General features: G+C 37.0%; 17 protein-coding genes. 14 read left to right on the top strand and 3 right to left on the bottom strand.

What is annotated here, in order from left to right:
- The first annotated feature begins 30 nt into the window (after window positions 1-30).
- The 4 genes from AT689_RS10600 (at window position 31) to ldcB (ending at window position 3119) form a co-directional block, all read left to right on the top strand.
- Window positions 31-1068 carry a M42 family metallopeptidase gene (locus AT689_RS10600; protein ID WP_001077255.1) on the top strand — a complete coding sequence of 346 codons (1038 nt, stop codon included), beginning with the start codon at window positions 31-33 and terminating at the stop codon, window positions 1066-1068.
- 1 nt (window position 1069) lies between these two features.
- Entirely contained in the window at window positions 1070-1510 is a 441-nt protein-coding gene (locus tag AT689_RS10595; RefSeq protein WP_000335620.1) for an HIT family protein, read from the top strand.
- 7 nt (window positions 1511-1517) lie between these two features.
- Window positions 1518-2322, top strand: a protein-coding gene (locus AT689_RS12160; protein WP_127820743.1) for an IS5 family transposase whose coding sequence is annotated in 2 segments (ribosomal slippage) — window positions 1518-1886 and window positions 1888-2322 — 804 coding nt in all. Because the reading frame shifts where the segments join, the coding sequence is not laid out codon by codon here.
- Window positions 2323-2402: 80 nt separating this feature from the next.
- Window positions 2403-3119 carry an LD-carboxypeptidase LdcB/DacB gene (gene ldcB / locus AT689_RS10580; RefSeq protein WP_000747778.1) on the top strand — a complete coding sequence of 239 codons (717 nt, stop codon included), beginning with the start codon at window positions 2403-2405 and terminating at the stop codon, window positions 3117-3119.
- Between the two features lie 39 nt (window positions 3120-3158).
- On the opposite strand, the gene AT689_RS13595 is transcribed toward ldcB, so the two are convergent.
- Window positions 3159-3296 (bottom strand): hypothetical protein, encoded by a 138-nt coding sequence (locus tag AT689_RS13595; RefSeq protein ID WP_001845433.1) that lies wholly within the window; start codon window positions 3294-3296, stop codon window positions 3159-3161.
- 131 nt (window positions 3297-3427) lie between these two features.
- On the opposite strand from AT689_RS13595, the gene rplK reads away from it, so the two are divergent.
- Window positions 3428-3853 carry a 50S ribosomal protein L11 gene (gene rplK, locus AT689_RS10575; RefSeq protein WP_001085809.1) on the top strand — a complete coding sequence of 142 codons (426 nt, stop codon included), beginning with the start codon at window positions 3428-3430 and terminating at the stop codon, window positions 3851-3853.
- Window positions 3854-4060: 207 nt separating this feature from the next.
- Window positions 4061-4750 carry a 50S ribosomal protein L1 gene (gene rplA / locus AT689_RS10570; protein ID WP_001085675.1) on the top strand — a complete coding sequence of 230 codons (690 nt, stop codon included), beginning with the start codon at window positions 4061-4063 and terminating at the stop codon, window positions 4748-4750.
- 645 nt (window positions 4751-5395) lie between these two features.
- Here the strand turns inward: rplA and AT689_RS12995 are convergent.
- Window positions 5396-5542, bottom strand: coding sequence for a hypothetical protein (locus AT689_RS12995; protein ID WP_000849989.1), 147 nt, complete (start codon window positions 5540-5542; stop codon window positions 5396-5398).
- 165 nt (window positions 5543-5707) lie between these two features.
- On the opposite strand from AT689_RS12995, the gene AT689_RS13590 reads away from it, so the two are divergent.
- The 7 genes from AT689_RS13590 (at window position 5708) to AT689_RS10535 (ending at window position 10060) form a co-directional block, all read left to right on the top strand.
- A complete protein-coding gene (locus tag AT689_RS13590; protein ID WP_223200444.1) occupies window positions 5708-5917 on the top strand; it encodes a hypothetical protein in 210 nt (69 codons plus the stop codon).
- Window positions 5918-6315: 398 nt separating this feature from the next.
- Complete coding sequence (locus tag AT689_RS13750; RefSeq protein ID WP_000643401.1) at window positions 6316-6561, top strand: hypothetical protein; 246 nt, start codon at window positions 6316-6318, stop codon at window positions 6559-6561.
- A 400-nt stretch (window positions 6562-6961) separates the two neighbouring features.
- Window positions 6962-7954: an ABC transporter ATP-binding protein gene (locus AT689_RS10555; RefSeq protein ID WP_001240810.1), complete on the top strand. Its 993-nt coding sequence runs from the start codon at window positions 6962-6964 to the stop codon at window positions 7952-7954.
- A gap of 1 nt (window position 7955) precedes the next feature.
- Complete coding sequence (locus tag AT689_RS10550) at window positions 7956-8774, top strand: ABC transporter permease (RefSeq protein WP_000594189.1); 819 nt, start codon at window positions 7956-7958, stop codon at window positions 8772-8774.
- A gap of 1 nt (window position 8775) precedes the next feature.
- A complete protein-coding gene (locus tag AT689_RS10545; RefSeq protein ID WP_000760712.1) occupies window positions 8776-9561 on the top strand; it encodes an ABC transporter permease in 786 nt (261 codons plus the stop codon).
- Between the two features lie 38 nt (window positions 9562-9599).
- Window positions 9600-9878: a hypothetical protein gene (locus AT689_RS10540; protein WP_001808956.1), complete on the top strand. Its 279-nt coding sequence runs from the start codon at window positions 9600-9602 to the stop codon at window positions 9876-9878.
- Window positions 9863-10060 (top strand): hypothetical protein, encoded by a 198-nt coding sequence (locus AT689_RS10535; protein WP_001808743.1) that lies wholly within the window; start codon window positions 9863-9865, stop codon window positions 10058-10060. Before AT689_RS10540 ends, AT689_RS10535 begins: the two co-directional genes overlap by 16 nt.
- Before the next feature lie 317 nt (window positions 10061-10377).
- Here the strand turns inward: AT689_RS10535 and AT689_RS13585 are convergent, their stop codons facing one another.
- Window positions 10378-10560, bottom strand: a complete 183-nt coding sequence (locus tag AT689_RS13585) for a hypothetical protein (RefSeq protein WP_001844484.1) — start codon at window positions 10558-10560, stop codon at window positions 10378-10380.
- 232 nt (window positions 10561-10792) lie between these two features.
- Between AT689_RS13585 and AT689_RS10520 the strand changes: the two genes are divergently transcribed.
- Window positions 10793-17224: a S8 family peptidase gene (locus tag AT689_RS10520; RefSeq protein WP_000750087.1), complete on the top strand. Its 6432-nt coding sequence runs from the start codon at window positions 10793-10795 to the stop codon at window positions 17222-17224.
- Window positions 17225-17325: the final 101 nt, after the last annotated feature.

Raw genomic sequence — 17325 nt, 5'->3', positions numbered from 1 at the left:
GTTATAATAGGTAGCGAAAGAGGTGAAGAAATGAATCAAACAGTAGAATATATCAAAGAACTGACAGCCATCGCATCGCCAACGGGCTTAACTCGTGAAATTTCGAATTATTTAGTCAAGACTCTAGAAGGTTTTGGTTACCAGCCAGTTCGCACAGCCAAGGGTGGTGTCAATGTGACCATCAAAGGTCAAAATGATGAGCAACATCGCTATGTGACTGCCCATGTGGACACGCTGGGTGCTATTGTTCGTGCTGTCAAACCAGATGGTCGTCTTAAATTGGACCGTATCGGTGGTTTTCCTTGGAACATGATTGAAGGTGAAAACTGTACCGTTCATGTGGCTAGCACAGGTCAAAAGGTATCAGGAACCATCCTCATCCACCAAACTTCTTGCCATGTCTACAAGGATGCAGGAACTGCAGAACGCACGCAGGACAATATGGAAGTGCGTTTGGATGTAAAAGTAAGCAATGAAAAAGAAACTCGTGCTCTTGGGATTGAGGTCGGTGATTTTATCAGCTTCGATCCACGAACTGTTGTGACTGATACAGGTTTTATCAAGTCTCGTCATTTGGATGATAAGGTCAGCGCAGCGATTTTGCTCAACCTGCTTCGTATTTATAAGAAAGAGAAGATTGAATTGCCAGTAACAACTCATTTTGCTTTTTCAGTTTTTGAAGAAGTAGGACATGGTGCTAATTCTAACATTCCTGCTCAGGTAGTAGAATATCTGGCTGTGGATATGGGAGCTATGGGAGATGACCAGCAGACAGATGAGTACACAGTATCTATCTGTGTCAAGGATGCTTCAGGTCCTTATCACTATGACTTCCGTCAACACTTGGTTGCCTTGGCTAAAGAGCAAGATATTCCTTTTAAGCTGGACATCTATCCATTTTATGGTTCGGATGCTTCAGCGGCTATGTCTGCAGGGGCAGAGGTCAAGCATGCCGTTCTTGGTGCGGGTATCGAGTCTAGTCATTCTTATGAGCGCACTCATATTGACTCGGTGGTCGCAACAGAACGAATGGTCGATGCCTATCTTAGAAGCAATTTAGTAGATTGATATGTGCCTTATTTGCCAGAGAATTGAGCTCATCAAGAAGGGAGAAAATCCCTACTTTGTCAAAGAGTTGGAAACAGGCTATCTTGTGATTGGAGACCATCAGTATTTTGCAGGCTATAGTCTCTTTCTAGCCAAGGAACATGTCACGGAATTGCACCATTTGAAAAAGGAGACAAGACTCCGTTTTCTAGAAGAAATGAGTGTGGTCCAAGAGGCAGTTGCCAAGGCCTTTGCTGCTGAGAAAATGAATATCGAACTGCTAGGAAATGGCGATGCCCATCTTCATTGGCATCTGTTTCCTAGACGAACAGGTGACATGAATGGTCACGGTCTCAATGGACGTGGGCCAGTCTGGTGGGTCCCTTTTGAAGAAATGACCGCAGAAACCCGTCAAGCAAAACCGGATGAGATCAGACTTCCTGCGAAACAAAATATGGTATAGTAGTTCTATGAATGATGAAGCAAGTAAACAACTAACTGATGCACGATTTAAGCGTCTTGTTGGTGTTCAGCGTACCACTTTTGAAGAGATGTTAGCTGTATTAAAAACAGCTTATCAACTTAAACACGCAAAAGGTGGACGAAAACCTAAATTAAGCCTAGAAGACCTTCTTATGGCCACTCTTCAATATGTGCGAGAATATCGAACTTATGAAGAAATTGCGGCTGATTTTGGTATCCACGAAAGCAACTTACTCCGTCGGAGCCAATGGGTTGAAGTAACTCTTGTTCAAAGTGGTTTTACGATTTCAAGAACTCCTCTCAGTTCTGAGGACACGGTAATGATTGATGCGACGGAAGTAAAAATCAATCGCCCTAAAAAAAGAATTAGCGAATTATTCTGGTAAAAAGAAATGCCACGCTATGAAGGCTCAAGCGATTGTCACAAGTCAAGGGAGAATTGTTTCTTTGGATATCACTGTGAACTATTGTCATGATATGAAGTTGTTCAAAATGAGTCGCAGAAATATCGGACAAGCTGGTAAAATCTTGGCTGACAGTGATTATCAAGGGCTCATGAAGATATATCCTCAAGCACAAACTCCACGTAAATCCAGCAAACTCAAGCCGCTAATAGCTGAAGATAAAGCCTATAACCATGCGCTATCTAAGGATAGAAGCAAGGTTGAGAACATCCTTGCCAAAGTAAAAACGTTTAAAATGTTTTCAACAACCTATCGAAATCATCGTAAACGCTTCGGATTACGAATGAATTTGATTGCTGGTATTATCAATCATGAACTAGGATTCTAGTTTTGCAGGAAGTCTATTAAAAGATTAGTCAAACGTTTATCATCAGAAGTAGATAAACTATTAGAAATAAAGGAGTAGAAATGAAGAAAAGATACCTTGTCGTGACAGCCTTGCTAGCCTTGAGTCTAGCAGCTTGTTCACAAGAAAAAGCAAAAAATGAAGATGGCACAGCTAAGACAGAACAGACAGCCAAAGCTGATGGGACAGTCGGCAGTAAGTCTCAAGGGGCTGCCCAGAAAAAAGCAGAAGTGGTCAATAAAGGTGATTACTACAGCATCCAAGGAAAATACGACGAAATCATCGTAGCCAATAAACATTATCCTTTGTCGAAAGACTATAATCCGGGGGAAAATCCAACAGCCAAGGCTGAGTTGGTCAAACTCATCAAAGCGATGCAAGAGGCAGGTTTCCCTATTAGTGATCATTACAGTGGTTTTAGAAGTTATGAAACTCAGACCAAGCTCTATCAAGATTATGTCAACCAAGATGGAAAGGCAGCAGCTGACCGTTACTCTGCCCGTCCTGGCTATAGCGAACACCAGACAGGCTTGGCCTTTGATGTGATTGGGACTGATGGTGATTTGGTGACAGAAGAAAAAGCAGCCCAATGGCTCTTGGATCATGCAGCTGATTATGGCTTTGTTGTCCGTTATCTCAAAGGCAAGGAAAAGGAAACAGGCTATATGGCTGAGGAATGGCACCTGCGTTATGTAGGAAAAGAAGCTAAAGAAATTGCTGCAAGTGGTCTCAGTTTGGAAGAATACTATGGCTTTGAAGGCGGAGACTACGTCGATTAATACTCTTCGAAAATCTCTTCAAACCACGTCAGCGTCGCCTTACCTACTGACTGCGTCGGTTCTATTCACAACCTCAAAACAGTGTTTTGAGCTGACTTCGTCAGTTTTATCTGCAATCTCAAAGCTGTACTTTGAGCAGCCTACAGCTAGCTTCCTAGTTTGCTCTTTGATTTTCATTGAGTATAAAAAATAAACTTTTCTCTTGCAATTCCAGATAAATAGTGTATAATGGATGGGTATGTGAAAAACATACTTGTGGGAGGTAAAAATCTCTAATTACCGCCAAAACCACAAAGGAGGATTTAAAAATGGCTAAAAAAGTCGAAAAACTTGTAAAATTGCAAATCCCTGCTGGTAAAGCTACACCAGCTCCACCGGTTGGACCTGCTCTTGGTCAAGCTGGTATCAACATCATGGGATTCACAAAAGAGTTCAACGCTCGTACAGCTGACCAAGCTGGTATGATCATTCCAGTTGTTATCTCAGTTTACGAAGATAAATCATTTACTTTCGTTACGAAAACACCACCAGCTGCTGTTCTTTTGAAAAAAGCTGCAGGTGTTGAAAAAGGATCAGGTACACCTAATAAAACTAAAGTTGCTACAGTTACTCGTGCACAAGTACAAGAAATTGCAGAAACTAAGATGCCAGATTTGAACGCAGCAAACGTAGAGTCTGCAATGCGTATGATCGAAGGTACTGCTCGTTCTATGGGATTCACTGTTGTTGACTAATCAATAACACAGTAGAAAATCTCACAGCAGTCTATTAGTTGCTTTTCATACTAGGCAAGTGACTGAGGCTTGTACTTGGGTACAGCAAGGGAGCTTAAGGCCGTAGGAAGAGAAAAATAGTAGACTGAAAACCCGCAAGACTTCATCATTTCGAGAAGTAACGTGGGAGATGAAAATCGATTGAACCACTTACAAGGAGAATAGAAAATGGCTAAAAAAAGCAAACAACTTCGTGCTGCTCTTGAGAAAATCGACAGCACAAAAGCATACAGCGTAGAAGAAGCTGTAGCACTTGCAAAAGAAACTAACTTTGCAAAATTTGACGCAACTGTAGAAGTTGCTTACAACTTGAACATCGACGTTAAAAAAGCTGACCAACAAATCCGTGGAGCAATGGTATTGCCAAACGGTACTGGTAAAACTTCACGTGTTCTTGTTTTCGCACGTGGTGCAAAAGCTGAAGAAGCAAAAGCTGCTGGTGCAGACTTTGTTGGTGAAGATGACCTTGTTGCTAAAATCAACGACGGTTGGTTGGATTTCGACGTAGTTATCGCTACACCTGATATGATGGCTCTTGTTGGACGTCTTGGACGTGTCCTTGGACCACGTAACTTGATGCCAAACCCTAAAACTGGTACTGTAACAATGGATGTTGCTAAAGCAGTTGAAGAGTCTAAAGGTGGTAAAATCACTTACCGTGCTGACCGTGCAGGTAACGTTCAAGCAATCATCGGTAAAGTATCATTTGAAGCTGAAAAATTGGTTGAAAACTTTAAAGCTTTCAACGAAACAATCCAAAAAGCAAAACCAGCTACAGCTAAAGGAACTTACGTAACAAACTTGACTATCACAACTACTCAAGGTGTTGGTATCAAAGTTGACGTAAACTCACTTTAATCAGTAGTTAAAGTAATGTAAAAAAGTTGAAGACGCTATGTCTAAACTTTTTTTGATATACGACGGGCATGTCGTATATCTGAGGTGTAAATCCTCGGTGGGCACCTACTACTGGTGAACCCAATAGCGATTCCCAAGTCTGACTATCGTGAGGTAGCGGATTAAAACGGTCTGGGGATAGACCGTTTTAAGTCTGACGCTGGAAATAAGAATCGTCAGAGGAAGGGATAGCGAAATCGTGGCTCTACGAACAGGAACGTGATAATAAGGCCTATATAGCGGATAAGGTATCTGGCTGGGGCGACCACTATCAATTATAGTAAAATGAAATAAGAGTAGGACGAATCGATCAGGGCAGCCAAATCGATTTCTAACAATGTTTTAGAAGAAGAGATGTACTATTCTAGTTTCAATCTACTATAGTAGCTCAGAAGTCGGTACTTAAACGTGCTATATCAAAACCAGTCCTTGAAAAACGTGGACTGGTTTCGTGTTTGGATTATTACCTTGAACGACATGCGTTAAAAGTTAGTTGAACCGCCGTATGCCGAACGACACGTACGGTGGTGTGAGAGGGGCTAGAGATTATCCCCTACTCGATTTCGAAATCTAGTGGAATGAATCTGGAATAGTCCATCGAGCTTTCTAATACTCTTCGAAAATCTCTTCAAACCACGTCAATGTCGCCTTGCCGTGCGTATGGTTACTGACTTCGTCAGTTCTATCCACAACCTCAAAACAGTGTTTTGAGCAACCTGAGGCTAGTTTCCTAGTTTGCTCTTTGGTTTTCATTGAGTATAACACATTGTTAGAAGTTGGTTTAAATTTCCTAATCAGTTTGTTCACATTTACCTTCGATATATTATATCCCATAGTTAAGGTTGGTCATACAGATGATTATAGTCATGGAGCCGTAAAACTTAGTGTTTCTTTAGTTGACAAAGATGCCATGAAAAAATATCTGTAACTGTAATAGGATATTTTGAAATAAATATAGATGAAAATATCACCGATATTCTATACGTAAATGGTACTGCTATTCTTTGTCCTTATTTACGTTCTATTGTTTCAATAGTTTCGGCAATTGATAGCAGTGAAGCAATGTTGCTACCTACCATTAATGTTTTAGAGTTACTAGATAAATCTCAACCTTTTGAAGAAGAATAATTTATTAGCTCACTAAATTGAGGGTAAGGAAAAGTAAAAGCAGTAAGAAAAATGTCTTGCATTATACAGCAACCTTTTGGGAATGAGTAGGTGGATTGAATAAAATTTGATTAAGAGTGGATGATTTATCTGTAGATTATTATTGGACAGTTAGTCTTGAAGTAGTCTAAGAATTAGGTTATAATCAGTAGAAGCCTTGCTAATAATGAGGAGGTTAGTTTATGTATAGTAGACTGAATCTAAAATAGTACGAAACAATTGCTAAAACATTTATAGAAATTAATTTTACTTTCCCAATCGATTTGTTCTCATCTTATTTCAATCCGCTATATATTATGGTATCGAATCTTCATCAGAGTGATAAAATTAATCAATTAATATCTGATTACAAACAGAATATGAAAGCTTTTTATATCACTATTGAAAAATTTATACGAGATGATGAAAGCCTTAAGTGTTATTTTATAAAGGTTATTTCAAGTCGTTCCAAGGTAACAAGTCTAGATCAGATTGAAGCTGATAAAACGATACAAAGAAAATATTCAAGTGAGCTAAAAAAATTTATTGGATTTTATAATGAGATTATTTGTGAGGAAAATAGTTTCCTACATGTACGAAAGAGGTGGTCGAGTTGGTTTAGGTAGTCGGTGCGTGAGTTGATAATTCTCAGGGTATGGACTTCTTTTTCATGAATGAGGTAAAAGAGCAGGTATTGTTTAGAGACAATCATTCTGAGCATATTTTCTGGATAGAGGGAGTATCCGATTTTATGATCAAAGTTAATACCGCCCTCTGGTGAGAAGATGAGTAGGTTGGTAATTTAAACTATTAAACAGAATTTTTGATTAAAAGTATTATTTTATGAGAGAAATCCTAATTTTACAATCCATAGGCAAACGCTTGCATTTCGTTTTTTATTGGACTATAATAGGTTGGTATAAAGCCTTTTGTAGTAATAAAATGTAGAAGGTGTAGAAAGTAAGGATTTAGAATATTTGTAGTTAAAAACACAATGTTGCTATTCCTTACGATAGGGAGATAGATATGGCAATGATAGAAGTGGAACATCTTCAGAAAAATTTTGTGAAGACTGTTAAGGAACCGGGCTTGAAGGGGGCTTTGCGCTCCTTTATTCATCCTGAAAAGCAGACCTTTGAAGCGGTCAAGGATTTGACCTTTGAGGTTCCAAAAGGGCAGATTTTAGGATTTATCGGGGCAAATGGTGCTGGGAAGTCGACAACCATTAAAATGCTGACAGGAATTTTGAAACCAACATCTGGTTTTTGTCGGATTAACGGCAAGATTCCCCAGAACAATCGGCAAGATTATGTCAAAGATATTGGCGTAGTCTTTGGACAACGCACCCAGCTATGGTGGGATTTGGCTCTGCAAGAGACCTACACTGTCTTAAAAGAGATTTATGATGTGCCAAACTCGCTCTTTCATAAGCGCATGGACTTTTTGAATGAAGTCTTGGATTTGAAGGACTTTATCAAGGATCCCGTGCGGACTCTTTCACTGGGACAACGGATGCGGGCGGATATTGCGGCCTCCTTGCTCCACAATCCCAAGGTTCTTTTTTTAGATGAGCCGACCATTGGTTTGGACGTTTCGGTTAAGGATAATATTCGTCGGGCAATTACTCAGATCAATAAAGAGGAAGAAACTACCATTCTTTTGACCACTCACGATTTGAGTGATATTGAGCAACTTTGTGATCGGATTTTCATGATTGACAAGGGGCAAGAGATTTTTGATGGAACGGTGAGCCAACTCAAGGAGACCTTTGGTAAGATGAAGACTCTCTCTTTTGAACTGCTACCAGGTCAAAGTCATCTCGTCTCTCACTATGAAGGTCTGTCTGATATGACCATTGATAGACAAGGAAACAGCCTCAACATTGAATTTGATAGTTCTCGCTACCAGTCAGCTGACATTATCAAGCAAACCCTATCTGATTTTGAAATCCGCGATTTGAAGATGGTGGATACGGATATTGAGGATATTATCCGTCGCTTCTACCGAAAGGAGCTCTAGGATGATCAAATTGTGGAGACGTTATAAACCCTTTATCAATGCAGGGGTTCAGGAGTTGATTACTTACCGAGTCAACTTTATTCTCTATCGGATTGGCGATGTCATGGGGGCTTTTGTGGCCTTTTATCTCTGGAAGGCTGTCTTTGATTCTTCGCAAGAGTCTTTGATTCAGGGCTTCAGTATGGCGGATATCACCCTCTACATCATCATGAGTTTTGTGACCAATCTTCTGACTAGATCCGATTCGTCCTTTATGATTGGGGAGGAGGTCAAGGATGGCTCCATTATCATGCGTTTGTTGCGACCAGTGCATTTTGCGGCCTCCTATCTTTTCACCGAGCTTGGTTCCAAGTGGTTGATTTTTATCAGCGTTGGCCTTCCATTTTTAAGTGTCATTGTCTTGATGAAAATCATATCGGGTCAAGGTATTGTAGAGGTGCTAGGATTAACTGTCCTTTATCTTTTTAGCTTAACGCTCGCCTATCTGATTAACTTTTTCTTTAATATTTGCTTTGGATTTTCAGCCTTTGTGTTTAAAAATCTTTGGGGTTCCAACCTACTTAAGACTTCCATAGTGGCTTTTATGTCGGGGAGTTTGATTCCCTTGGCATTCTTTCCAAAGGTTGTTTCAGATATTCTCTCCTTTTTGCCTTTTTCATCCTTGATTTATACTCCAGTTATGATCATTGTTGGAAAATACGATGCCAGTCAGATTCTTCAGGCACTCCTTTTGCAGTTCTTCTGGCTCTTAGTGATGGTGGGATTGTCTCAGTTGATTTGGAAACGGGTCCAGTCCTTTATCACCATTCAAGGAGGTTAGTATGAAAAAATATCAACGAATGCATCTGATTTTTATCAGACAATACATCAAACAAATCATGGAATATAAGGTGGATTTTGTGGTTGGTGTCTTGGGAGTCTTTCTGGCTCAAGGCTTGAATCTCTTGTTTCTCAATGTCATCTTTCAACATATTCCATTCCTAGAAGGCTGGACCTTTCAAGAGATAGCTTTCATTTATGGATTTTCCTTGATTCCCAAGGGAATGGACCATCTCTTTTTTGACAATCTCTGGGCACTAGGGCAACGCCTAGTCCGAAAAGGAGAGTTTGACAAGTATCTGACTCGTCCCATCAATCCTCTCTTTCACATCCTAGTTGAAACCTTTCAGATTGATGCCTTGGGTGAACTCTTAGTCGGTGGTATTTTATTGGGAACAACAGTGACCAGCATTGTTTGGACTCTTCCAAAATTCCTGCTTTTCCTAGTTTGTATTCCTTTTGCGACCTTGATTTATACTTCTCTTAAAATCGCAACAGCCAGTATCGCCTTTTGGACTAAGCAGTCAGGCGCCATGATTTACATCTTCTATATGTTCAATGACTTTGCTAAGTATCCGATTTCTATTTACAATTCTCTTCTTCGTTGGTTGATTAGCTTTATCGTGCCTTTCGCCTTTACAGCCTACTATCCAGCTAGCTATTTCTTACAGGAAAAGGATGTGTTCTTTAACGTAGGAGGTTTGATGTTGATTTCTCTGGTTTTCTTTGTTATTTCCCTTAAACTTTGGGATAAGGGCTTAGATTCCTACGAAAGTGCGGGTTCGTAAAAGCTAAAGTAAGACTAAAATCAAGAAAGAAACTTATGATGTTTGTAATTGAAGAAGTCAAGGATGAAAATCAAAAAAAGGCAGTTGTAGCTGAGGTTTTGAAGGATTTGCCAGAATGGTTTGGAATCCCAGAAAGCACACAAGCCTATATAGAAGGAACCACGACACTGCAAGTTTGGACCGCCTATCAGGAGAGTGATTTGACTGGATTTGTAAGCTTATCCTATTCGAGTGAAGATTGTGCAGAGATTGATTGTCTCGGCGTAAAAAAGCTTATCAAGGTAGAAAAATTGGGAGCCAATTGCTTGCTACTTTAGAGAGTGAAGCTCGTAAAAAAGTTGGTTATCTGCAGGTCAAAACAGTAGCAGAAGGTTCTAATAAAGATTATGATCGAACAAATGACTTTTATCGAGGTCTTGGCTTTAAAAAGTTAGAGATTTTTCCTCAACTATGGAATCCGCAAAATCCTTGTCAGATTTTGATTAAAAAGCTTGAATAATATTATTTGACATCTATTCTCAGAGTGCTATACTGTAAGTGTAATCGCCGATTTAGCTCAGTTGGTAGAGCAAGGCACTCGTAAAGCCTAGGTTATAGGTAGATAAACGACTGAGGATTTGAAAAAATAGATAGGTAGAAGATAACCGTTAAGCCTTATTCTTAGCGGTTATTTATATTGTTTAATAGCGCTGATATTTCATCAATTATGCCTGTTTTCGTGTTTCTGGTAGTTGTTCAAGTTTATTGCTACTATTTTTGATGGTATGAATGTGCTTATAATGTATCCCGGTTAACGAAAGTTTTGGACTTATACTCTTAGAAAATCTCTTCAAACCACGTCAACGTCGCCTTGCCGTGCGTATGGTTACTGACTACGTCAGTTCTATCCACAACCTCAAAACAGTGTTTTGAGCTGACTACGTCAGTTCCATCTACAACCTCAAAACAGTGTTTTGAGCAACCTGCGGCTAGTTTCCTAGTTTGCTCTTTGATTTTCATTGAGTACTAATCTTATTTTTTAACGTGTTCTAAAAAATAAATTAATGCATGTTAATTTTTCTTGAATTAAATTTTTTTAAATGATATACTGTTTTTATGGAGAGATAACAATTATATATAAATGTACTACTCTATTTCCTAGATAATACTTAGTAAAACTTTTTATAACAAAGGCTAGCAAAGTTAAAGTTTATTATCTATTGGAAGTTATATAAATATGTAAGGAATTAAAATGAAAAAAAGTACAGTATTGTCATTAACTACAGCTGCAGTTATTTTAGCAGCCTATGCCCCTAATGAGGTAGTCTTAGCAGACACATCTAGCTCTGAAGATGCTTTAAGCATCTCTGATAAAGAAAAAGTAGTAGTAGATAAGGAAACAGAAAATAAAGAGAAACATAAAGATATTCATAATGCTATAGAAACTTCAAAGGATACTGAAGAAAAGAAAACAACAATTATTGAGGAAAAAGAAGTTGTTAGTAAAAATCCTGTGATAGACACTAAAACTAGCAATGAAGAAGCAAGAATCAAAGAAGATTCCAATCAATCCCAAGGAGATAATGCACACTCGTCTGCAAATAAAGGCACAGAAAATCCGAAAAAAGAAGATAGACTTGTCTATATTGCTGAATTTAAAGATAAAGAATCTGGAGAAAAAGCAATCAAGGGACTATCAAATCTTAAGAATACAAAAGTTTTATATACTTATGATAGAATTTTTAACGGTAGTGCCATAGAAACAACTCCAGATAACTTGGACAAAATTAAACAAATAGAAGGTATTTCATCGGTTGAAAGGGCACAAAAAGTCCAACCCATGATGAATCATGCCAGAAAGGAAATTGGAGTTGAGGAAGCTATTGATTACCTAAAGTCTATCAATGCTCCATTTGGGAAAAATTTTGATGGTAGAGGTATGGTCATTTCAAATATCGATACTGGAACAGATTATAGACATAAGGCTATGAGAATCGATGATGATGCCAAAGCCTCAATGAGATTTAAAAAAGAAGACTTAAAAGGAACTGATAAAAATTATTGGTTGAGTGATAAAATCCCTCATGCGTTCAATTATTATAATGGTGGCAAAATCACTGTAGAAAAATATGATGATGGAAGGGATTATTTTGACCCACATGGGATGCATATTGCAGGGATTCTTGCTGGAAATGATACTGAACAAGATATCAAAAACTTTAACGGCATAGATGGAATTGCACCTAATGCACAAATTTTCTCTTACAAAATGTATTCTGACGCAGGATCTGGGTTTGCGGGTGATGAAACAATGTTTCATGCTATTGAAGATTCTATCAAACACAACGTTGATGTTGTTTCGGTATCATCTGGTTTTACAGGAACAGGTCTTGTAGGTGAGAAATATTGGCAAGCTATTAGGGCATTAAGAAAAGCAGGCATTCCAATGGTTGTCGCTACGGGTAACTATGCGACTTCTGCTTCAAGTTCTTCATGGGATTTAGTAGCAAATAATCATCTGAAAATGACCGACACTGGAAATGTAACACGAACTGCAGCACATGAGGATGCGATAGCGGTCGCTTCTGCTAAAAATCAAACAGTTGAGTTTGATAAAGTTAACATAGGTGGAGAAAGTTTTAAATACAGAAATATAGGGGCCTTTTTCGATAAGAATAAAATCACAACAAATGAAGATGGAACAAAAGCTCCTAGTAAATTAAAATTTGTATATATAGGCAAGGGGCAAGACCAAGATTTGATAGGTTTGGATCTTAGGGGCAAAATTGCAGTAATGGATAGAATTTATACAAAGGATTTAAAAAATGCTTTTAAAAAAGCTATGGATAAGGGTGCACGCGCCATTATGGTTGTAAATACTGTAAATTACTACAATAGAGATAATTGGACAGAGCTTCCAGCTATGGGATATGAAGCGGATGAAGGTACTAAAAGTCAAGTGTTTTCAATTTCAGGAGATGATGGTGTAAAGCTATGGAACATGATTAATCCTAATAAAAAAACTGAAGTCAAAAGAAATAATAAAGAAGATTTTAAAGATAAATTGGAGCAATACTATCCAATTGATATGGAAAGTTTTAATTCCAACAAACCGAATGTAGGTGACGAAAAAGAGATTGACTTTAAGTTTGCACCTGACACAGACAAAGAACTCTATAAAGAAGATATCATCGTTCCAGCAGGATCTACATCTTGGGGGCCAAGAATAGATTTACTTTTAAAACCCGATGTTTCAGCACCTGGTAAAAATATTAAATCCACGCTTAATGTTATTAATGGCAAATCAACTTATGGCTATATGTCAGGAACTAGTATGGCGACTCCAATCGTGGCAGCTTCTACTGTTTTGATTAGACCGAAATTAAAGGAAATGCTTGAAAGACCTGTATTGAAAAATCTTAAGGGAGATGACAAAATAGATCTTACAAGTCTTACAAAAATTGCCCTACAAAATACTGCGCGACCTATGATGGATGCAACTTCTTGGAAAGAAAAAAGTCAATACTTTGCATCACCTAGACAACAGGGAGCAGGCCTAATTAATGTGGCCAATGCTTTGAGAAATGAAGTTGTAGCAACTTTCAAAAACACGGATTCTAAAGGTTTGGTAAACTCATATGGTTCCATTTCTCTTAAAGAAATAAAAGGTGATAAAAAATACTTTACAATCAAGCTTCACAATACATCAAACAGACCTTTGACTTTTAAAGTTTCAGCATCAGCGATAACTACAGATTCTCTAACTGACAGATTAAAACTTGATGAAACATATAAAGATGAAAAATCTCCAGATGGTAAGCAAATTGTTCCAGAAATTCACCCAGAAAAAGTCAAAGGAGCAAATATCACATTTGAGCATGATACTTTCACTATAGGCGCAAATTCTAGCTTTGATTTGAATGCGGTTATAAATGTTGGAGAGGCCAAAAACAAAAATAAATTTGTAGAATCATTTATTCATTTTGAGTCAGTGGAAGAAATGGAAGCTCTAAACTCCAACGGGAAGAAAATAAACTTCCAACCTTCTTTGTCGATGCCTCTAATGGGATTTGCTGGGAATTGGAACCACGAACCAATCCTTGATAAATGGGCTTGGGAAGAAGGGTCAAGATCAAAAACACTGGGAGGTTATGATGATGATGGTAAACCGAAAATTCCAGGAACCTTAAATAAGGGAATTGGTGGAGAACATGGTATAGATAAATTTAATCCAGCAGGAGTTATACAAAATAGAAAAGATAAAAATACAACATCCCTGGATCAAAATCCAGAATTATTTGCTTTCAATAACCAAGGGATCAACGCTCCATCATCAAGTGGTTCTAAGATTGCTAACATTTATCCTTTAGATTCAAATGGAAATCCTCAAGATGCTCAACTTGAAAGAGGATTAACACCTTCTCCACTTGTATTAAGAAGTGCAGAAGAAGGATTGATTTCAATAGTAAATACAAATAAAGAGGGAGAAAATCAAAGAGACTTAAAAGTCATTTCGAGAGAACACTTTATTAGAGGAATTTTAAATTCTAAAAGCAATGATGCAAAGGGAATCAAATCATCTAAACTAAAAGTTTGGGGTGACTTGAAGTGGGATGGACTCATCTATAATCCTAGAGGTAGAGAAGAAAATGCACCAGAAAGTAAGGATAATCAAGATCCTGCTACTAAGATAAGAGGTCAATTTGAACCGATTGCGGAAGGTCAATATTTCTATAAATTTAAATATAGATTAACTAAAGATTACCCATGGCAGGTTTCCTATATTCCTGTAAAAATTGATAACACCGCCCCTAAGATTGTTTCGGTTGATTTTTCAAATCCTGAAAAAATTAAGTTGATTACAAAGGATACTTATCATAAGGTAAAAGATCAGTATAAGAATGAAACGCTATTTGCGAGAGATCAAAAAGAACATCCTGAAAAATTTGACGAGATTGCGAACGAAGTTTGGTATGCTGGCGCCGCTCTTGTTAATGAAGATGGAGAGGTTGAAAAAAATCTTGAAGTAACTTACGCAGGTGAGGGTCAAGGAAGAAATAGAAAACTTGACAAAGACGGAAATACCATTTATGAAATTAAAGGTGCGGGAGATTTAAGGGGAAAAATCATTGAAGTCATTGCATTAGATGGTTCTAGCAATTTCACAAAGATTCATAGAATTAAATTTGCTAATCAGGCTGATGAAAAGGGGATGATTTCCTATTATCTAGTAGATCCTGATCAAGATTCATCTAAATATCAAAAGCTTGGCGAGATTGCAGAATCTAAATTTAAAAATTTAGGAAATGGAAAAGAGGGTAGTCTAAAAAAAGATACAACTGGGGTAGAACATCATCATCAAGAAAATGAAGAGTCTATTAAAGAAAAATCTAGTTTTACTATTGATAGAAATATTTCAACAATTAGAGACTTTGAAAATAAAGACCTAAAGAAACTCATTAAAAAGAAATATAAGGAAGAAGACGACTTTGTAACTGGTGGAAAAAGAACAGTAGAACTTGATTATAAATATGACGATAAAGGAAATATAACTGCCTATGAAGATGAAAGTGCTCTAGAATATGAAACTGAAAAATTTGACGAAATAAAATCAAAAATTTATGGTGTTCTAAGCCCATCTAAAGATGGACACTTTGAAATTCTTGGAAAGATAAGCAATGTTTCTAAAAATGCCAAGGTATATTATGGAAATAACTATAAATTTATAGAAATCAAAGCGACTAAGTATGACTCACATTCAAAAACGATGATATTTGATTTATACGCTAATATTAATGATATTGTAGATGGATTAGCTTTTGCTGGAGATATGAGATTATTTGTTAAAGATGACAATCAAATAAAAGCTGAAACTAAAATTAGAATGCCTGAAAAAAATAAGGAAACTAAAGCAGAATATCCGTATGTATCAAGTTATGGGAATGTAATCGAATTAGGAGAAGGAGACCTTTCAAAAAACAAACCAGACAATTTAACTAAAATGGAATCTGGTAAAATCTATTCTGATTCAGAAAAACAACAATATCTGTTAAAGGATAACATCATTCTAAGAAAAGGCTATGCACTAAAAGTGACTACCTATAATCCTGGAAAAACGGATATGTTAGAAGGAAATGGAGTCTATAGCAAGGAAGATATAGCAAAAATACAAAAGGCCAATCCTAATCTAAGAGTCCTTTCAGAAACAACAATTTATGCTGATAGTAGAAATGTTGAAGATGGAAGAAGTACCCAAGCTGTATTAATGTCGGCTTTGGACGGCTTTAACATTATAAGGTATCAAGTGTTTACATTTAAAATGAACGATAAAGGGGAAGCTATCGATAAAGACGGAAATCTTGTGACAGATTCTTCTAAACTTGTATTATTTGGTAAGGATGATAAAGAATACACTGGAGAGGATAAGTCCAATGTAGAAGCTATAAAAGAAGATGGCTCCATGTTATTTATTGATACCAAACCAGTAAACCTTTCAATGGATAAGAACTACTTTAATCCATCTAAATCTAATAAAATTTATGTACGAAATCCAGAATTTTATTTAAGAGGTAAGATTTCTGATAAGGGTGGTTTTAACTGGGAATTGAGAGTTAATGAATCGGTTGTAGATAATTATTTAATCTACGGAGATTTACACATTGATAACACTAGAGATTTTAATATTAAGCTGAATGTTAAAGACGGTGACATCATGGACTGGGGAATGAAAGACTATAAAGCAAACGGATTTCCAGATAAGGTAACAGATATGGATGGAAATGTTTATCTTCAAACTGGCTATAGCGATTTGAATGCTAAAGCAGTTGGAGTCCACTATCAGTTTTTATATGATAATGTTAAACCCGAAGTAAACATTGATCCTAAGGGAAATACTAGTATCGAATATGCTGATGGAAAATCTGTAGTCTTTAACATCAATGATAAAAGAAATAATGGATTCGATGGTGAGATTCAAGAACAACATATTTATGTAAATGGAAAAGAATATACATCATTTGATGATATTAAACAAATAACAGACAAGACACTAAACATTAAGATTGTTGTAAAAGATTTTGCAAGAAATACAACCGTAAAAGAATTCATTTTAAATAAAGATACGGGAGAGGTAAGTGAATTAAAACCTCATAGGGTAACTGTGACCATTCAAAATGGAAAAGAAATGAGTTCAACGATAGTGTCGGAAGAAGATTTTATTTTACCTGTTTATAAGGGTGAATTAGAAAAAGGATACCAATTTGATGGTTGGGAAATTTCTGGTTTCGAAGGTAAAAAAGACGCTGGCTATGTTATTAATCTATCAAAAGATACCTTTATAAAACCTGTATTCAAGAAAATAGAGGAGAAAAAGGAGGAAGAAAATAAACCTACTTTTGATGTATCGAAAAAGAAAGATAACCCACAAGTAAACCATAGTCAATTAAATGAAAGTCACAGAAAAGAGGATTTACAAAGAGAAGATCATTCACAAAAATCTGATTCAACTAAGGATGTTACAGCTACAGTTCTTGATAAAAACAATATCAGTAGTAAATCAACTACTAACAATCCTAATAAGTTGCCAAAAACTGGAACAGCAAGCGGAGCCCAGACACTATTAGCTGCCGGAATAATGTTTATAGTAGGAATTTTTCTTGGATTGAAGAAAAAAAATCAAGATTAAGATAAAAGCTATAGAAAAAAATGGTTTATGTACTGAGATTAGATAGTGAGGTGATGACATAGTTTTGTGAAAATAGCCATTTATAACTCAATTATTTAGTT

The organism is Streptococcus pneumoniae (genome assembly GCF_001457635.1).
In the GTDB taxonomy this organism is placed as follows: Bacteria; Bacillota; Bacilli; order Lactobacillales; family Streptococcaceae; genus Streptococcus; species Streptococcus pneumoniae.
This window is presented reverse-complemented; position numbering and strand designations above follow the sequence as displayed.

Bases quoted from the DNA above. Each gene is read 5' to 3' on its own strand.
- AT689_RS13595 (WP_001845433.1), bottom strand. From the start codon at position 3,296: ATGAAAATCAAAGAGCAAACTAGGAAGCTAGCTGTAGGCTGCTCAAAG.
- AT689_RS13750 (WP_000643401.1), top strand. From the start codon at position 6,316: ATGAAAGCTTTTTATATCACTATTGAAAAATTTATACGAGATGATGAA.
- AT689_RS10550 (WP_000594189.1), top strand. From the start codon at position 7,956: ATGATCAAATTGTGGAGACGTTATAAACCCTTTATCAATGCAGGGGTT.
- AT689_RS13585 (WP_001844484.1), bottom strand. From the start codon at position 10,560: ATGAAAATCAAAGAGCAAACTAGGAAACTAGCCGCAGGTTGCTCAAAA.
- AT689_RS10540 (WP_001808956.1), top strand. From the start codon at position 9,600: ATGTTTGTAATTGAAGAAGTCAAGGATGAAAATCAAAAAAAGGCAGTT.
- AT689_RS10555 (WP_001240810.1), top strand. From the start codon at position 6,962: ATGGCAATGATAGAAGTGGAACATCTTCAGAAAAATTTTGTGAAGACT.
- rplK (WP_001085809.1), top strand. From the start codon at position 3,428: ATGGCTAAAAAAGTCGAAAAACTTGTAAAATTGCAAATCCCTGCTGGT.
- AT689_RS10600 (WP_001077255.1), top strand. From the start codon at position 31: ATGAATCAAACAGTAGAATATATCAAAGAACTGACAGCCATCGCATCG.
- AT689_RS12995 (WP_000849989.1), bottom strand. From the start codon at position 5,542: ATGAAAACCAAAGAGCAAACTAGGAAACTAGCCTCAGGTTGCTCAAAA.
- AT689_RS10595 (WP_000335620.1), top strand. From the start codon at position 1,070: ATGTGCCTTATTTGCCAGAGAATTGAGCTCATCAAGAAGGGAGAAAAT.
- AT689_RS10545 (WP_000760712.1), top strand. From the start codon at position 8,776: ATGAAAAAATATCAACGAATGCATCTGATTTTTATCAGACAATACATC.
- AT689_RS10520 (WP_000750087.1), top strand. From the start codon at position 10,793: ATGAAAAAAAGTACAGTATTGTCATTAACTACAGCTGCAGTTATTTTA.
- rplA (WP_001085675.1), top strand. From the start codon at position 4,061: ATGGCTAAAAAAAGCAAACAACTTCGTGCTGCTCTTGAGAAAATCGAC.
- ldcB (WP_000747778.1), top strand. From the start codon at position 2,403: ATGAAGAAAAGATACCTTGTCGTGACAGCCTTGCTAGCCTTGAGTCTA.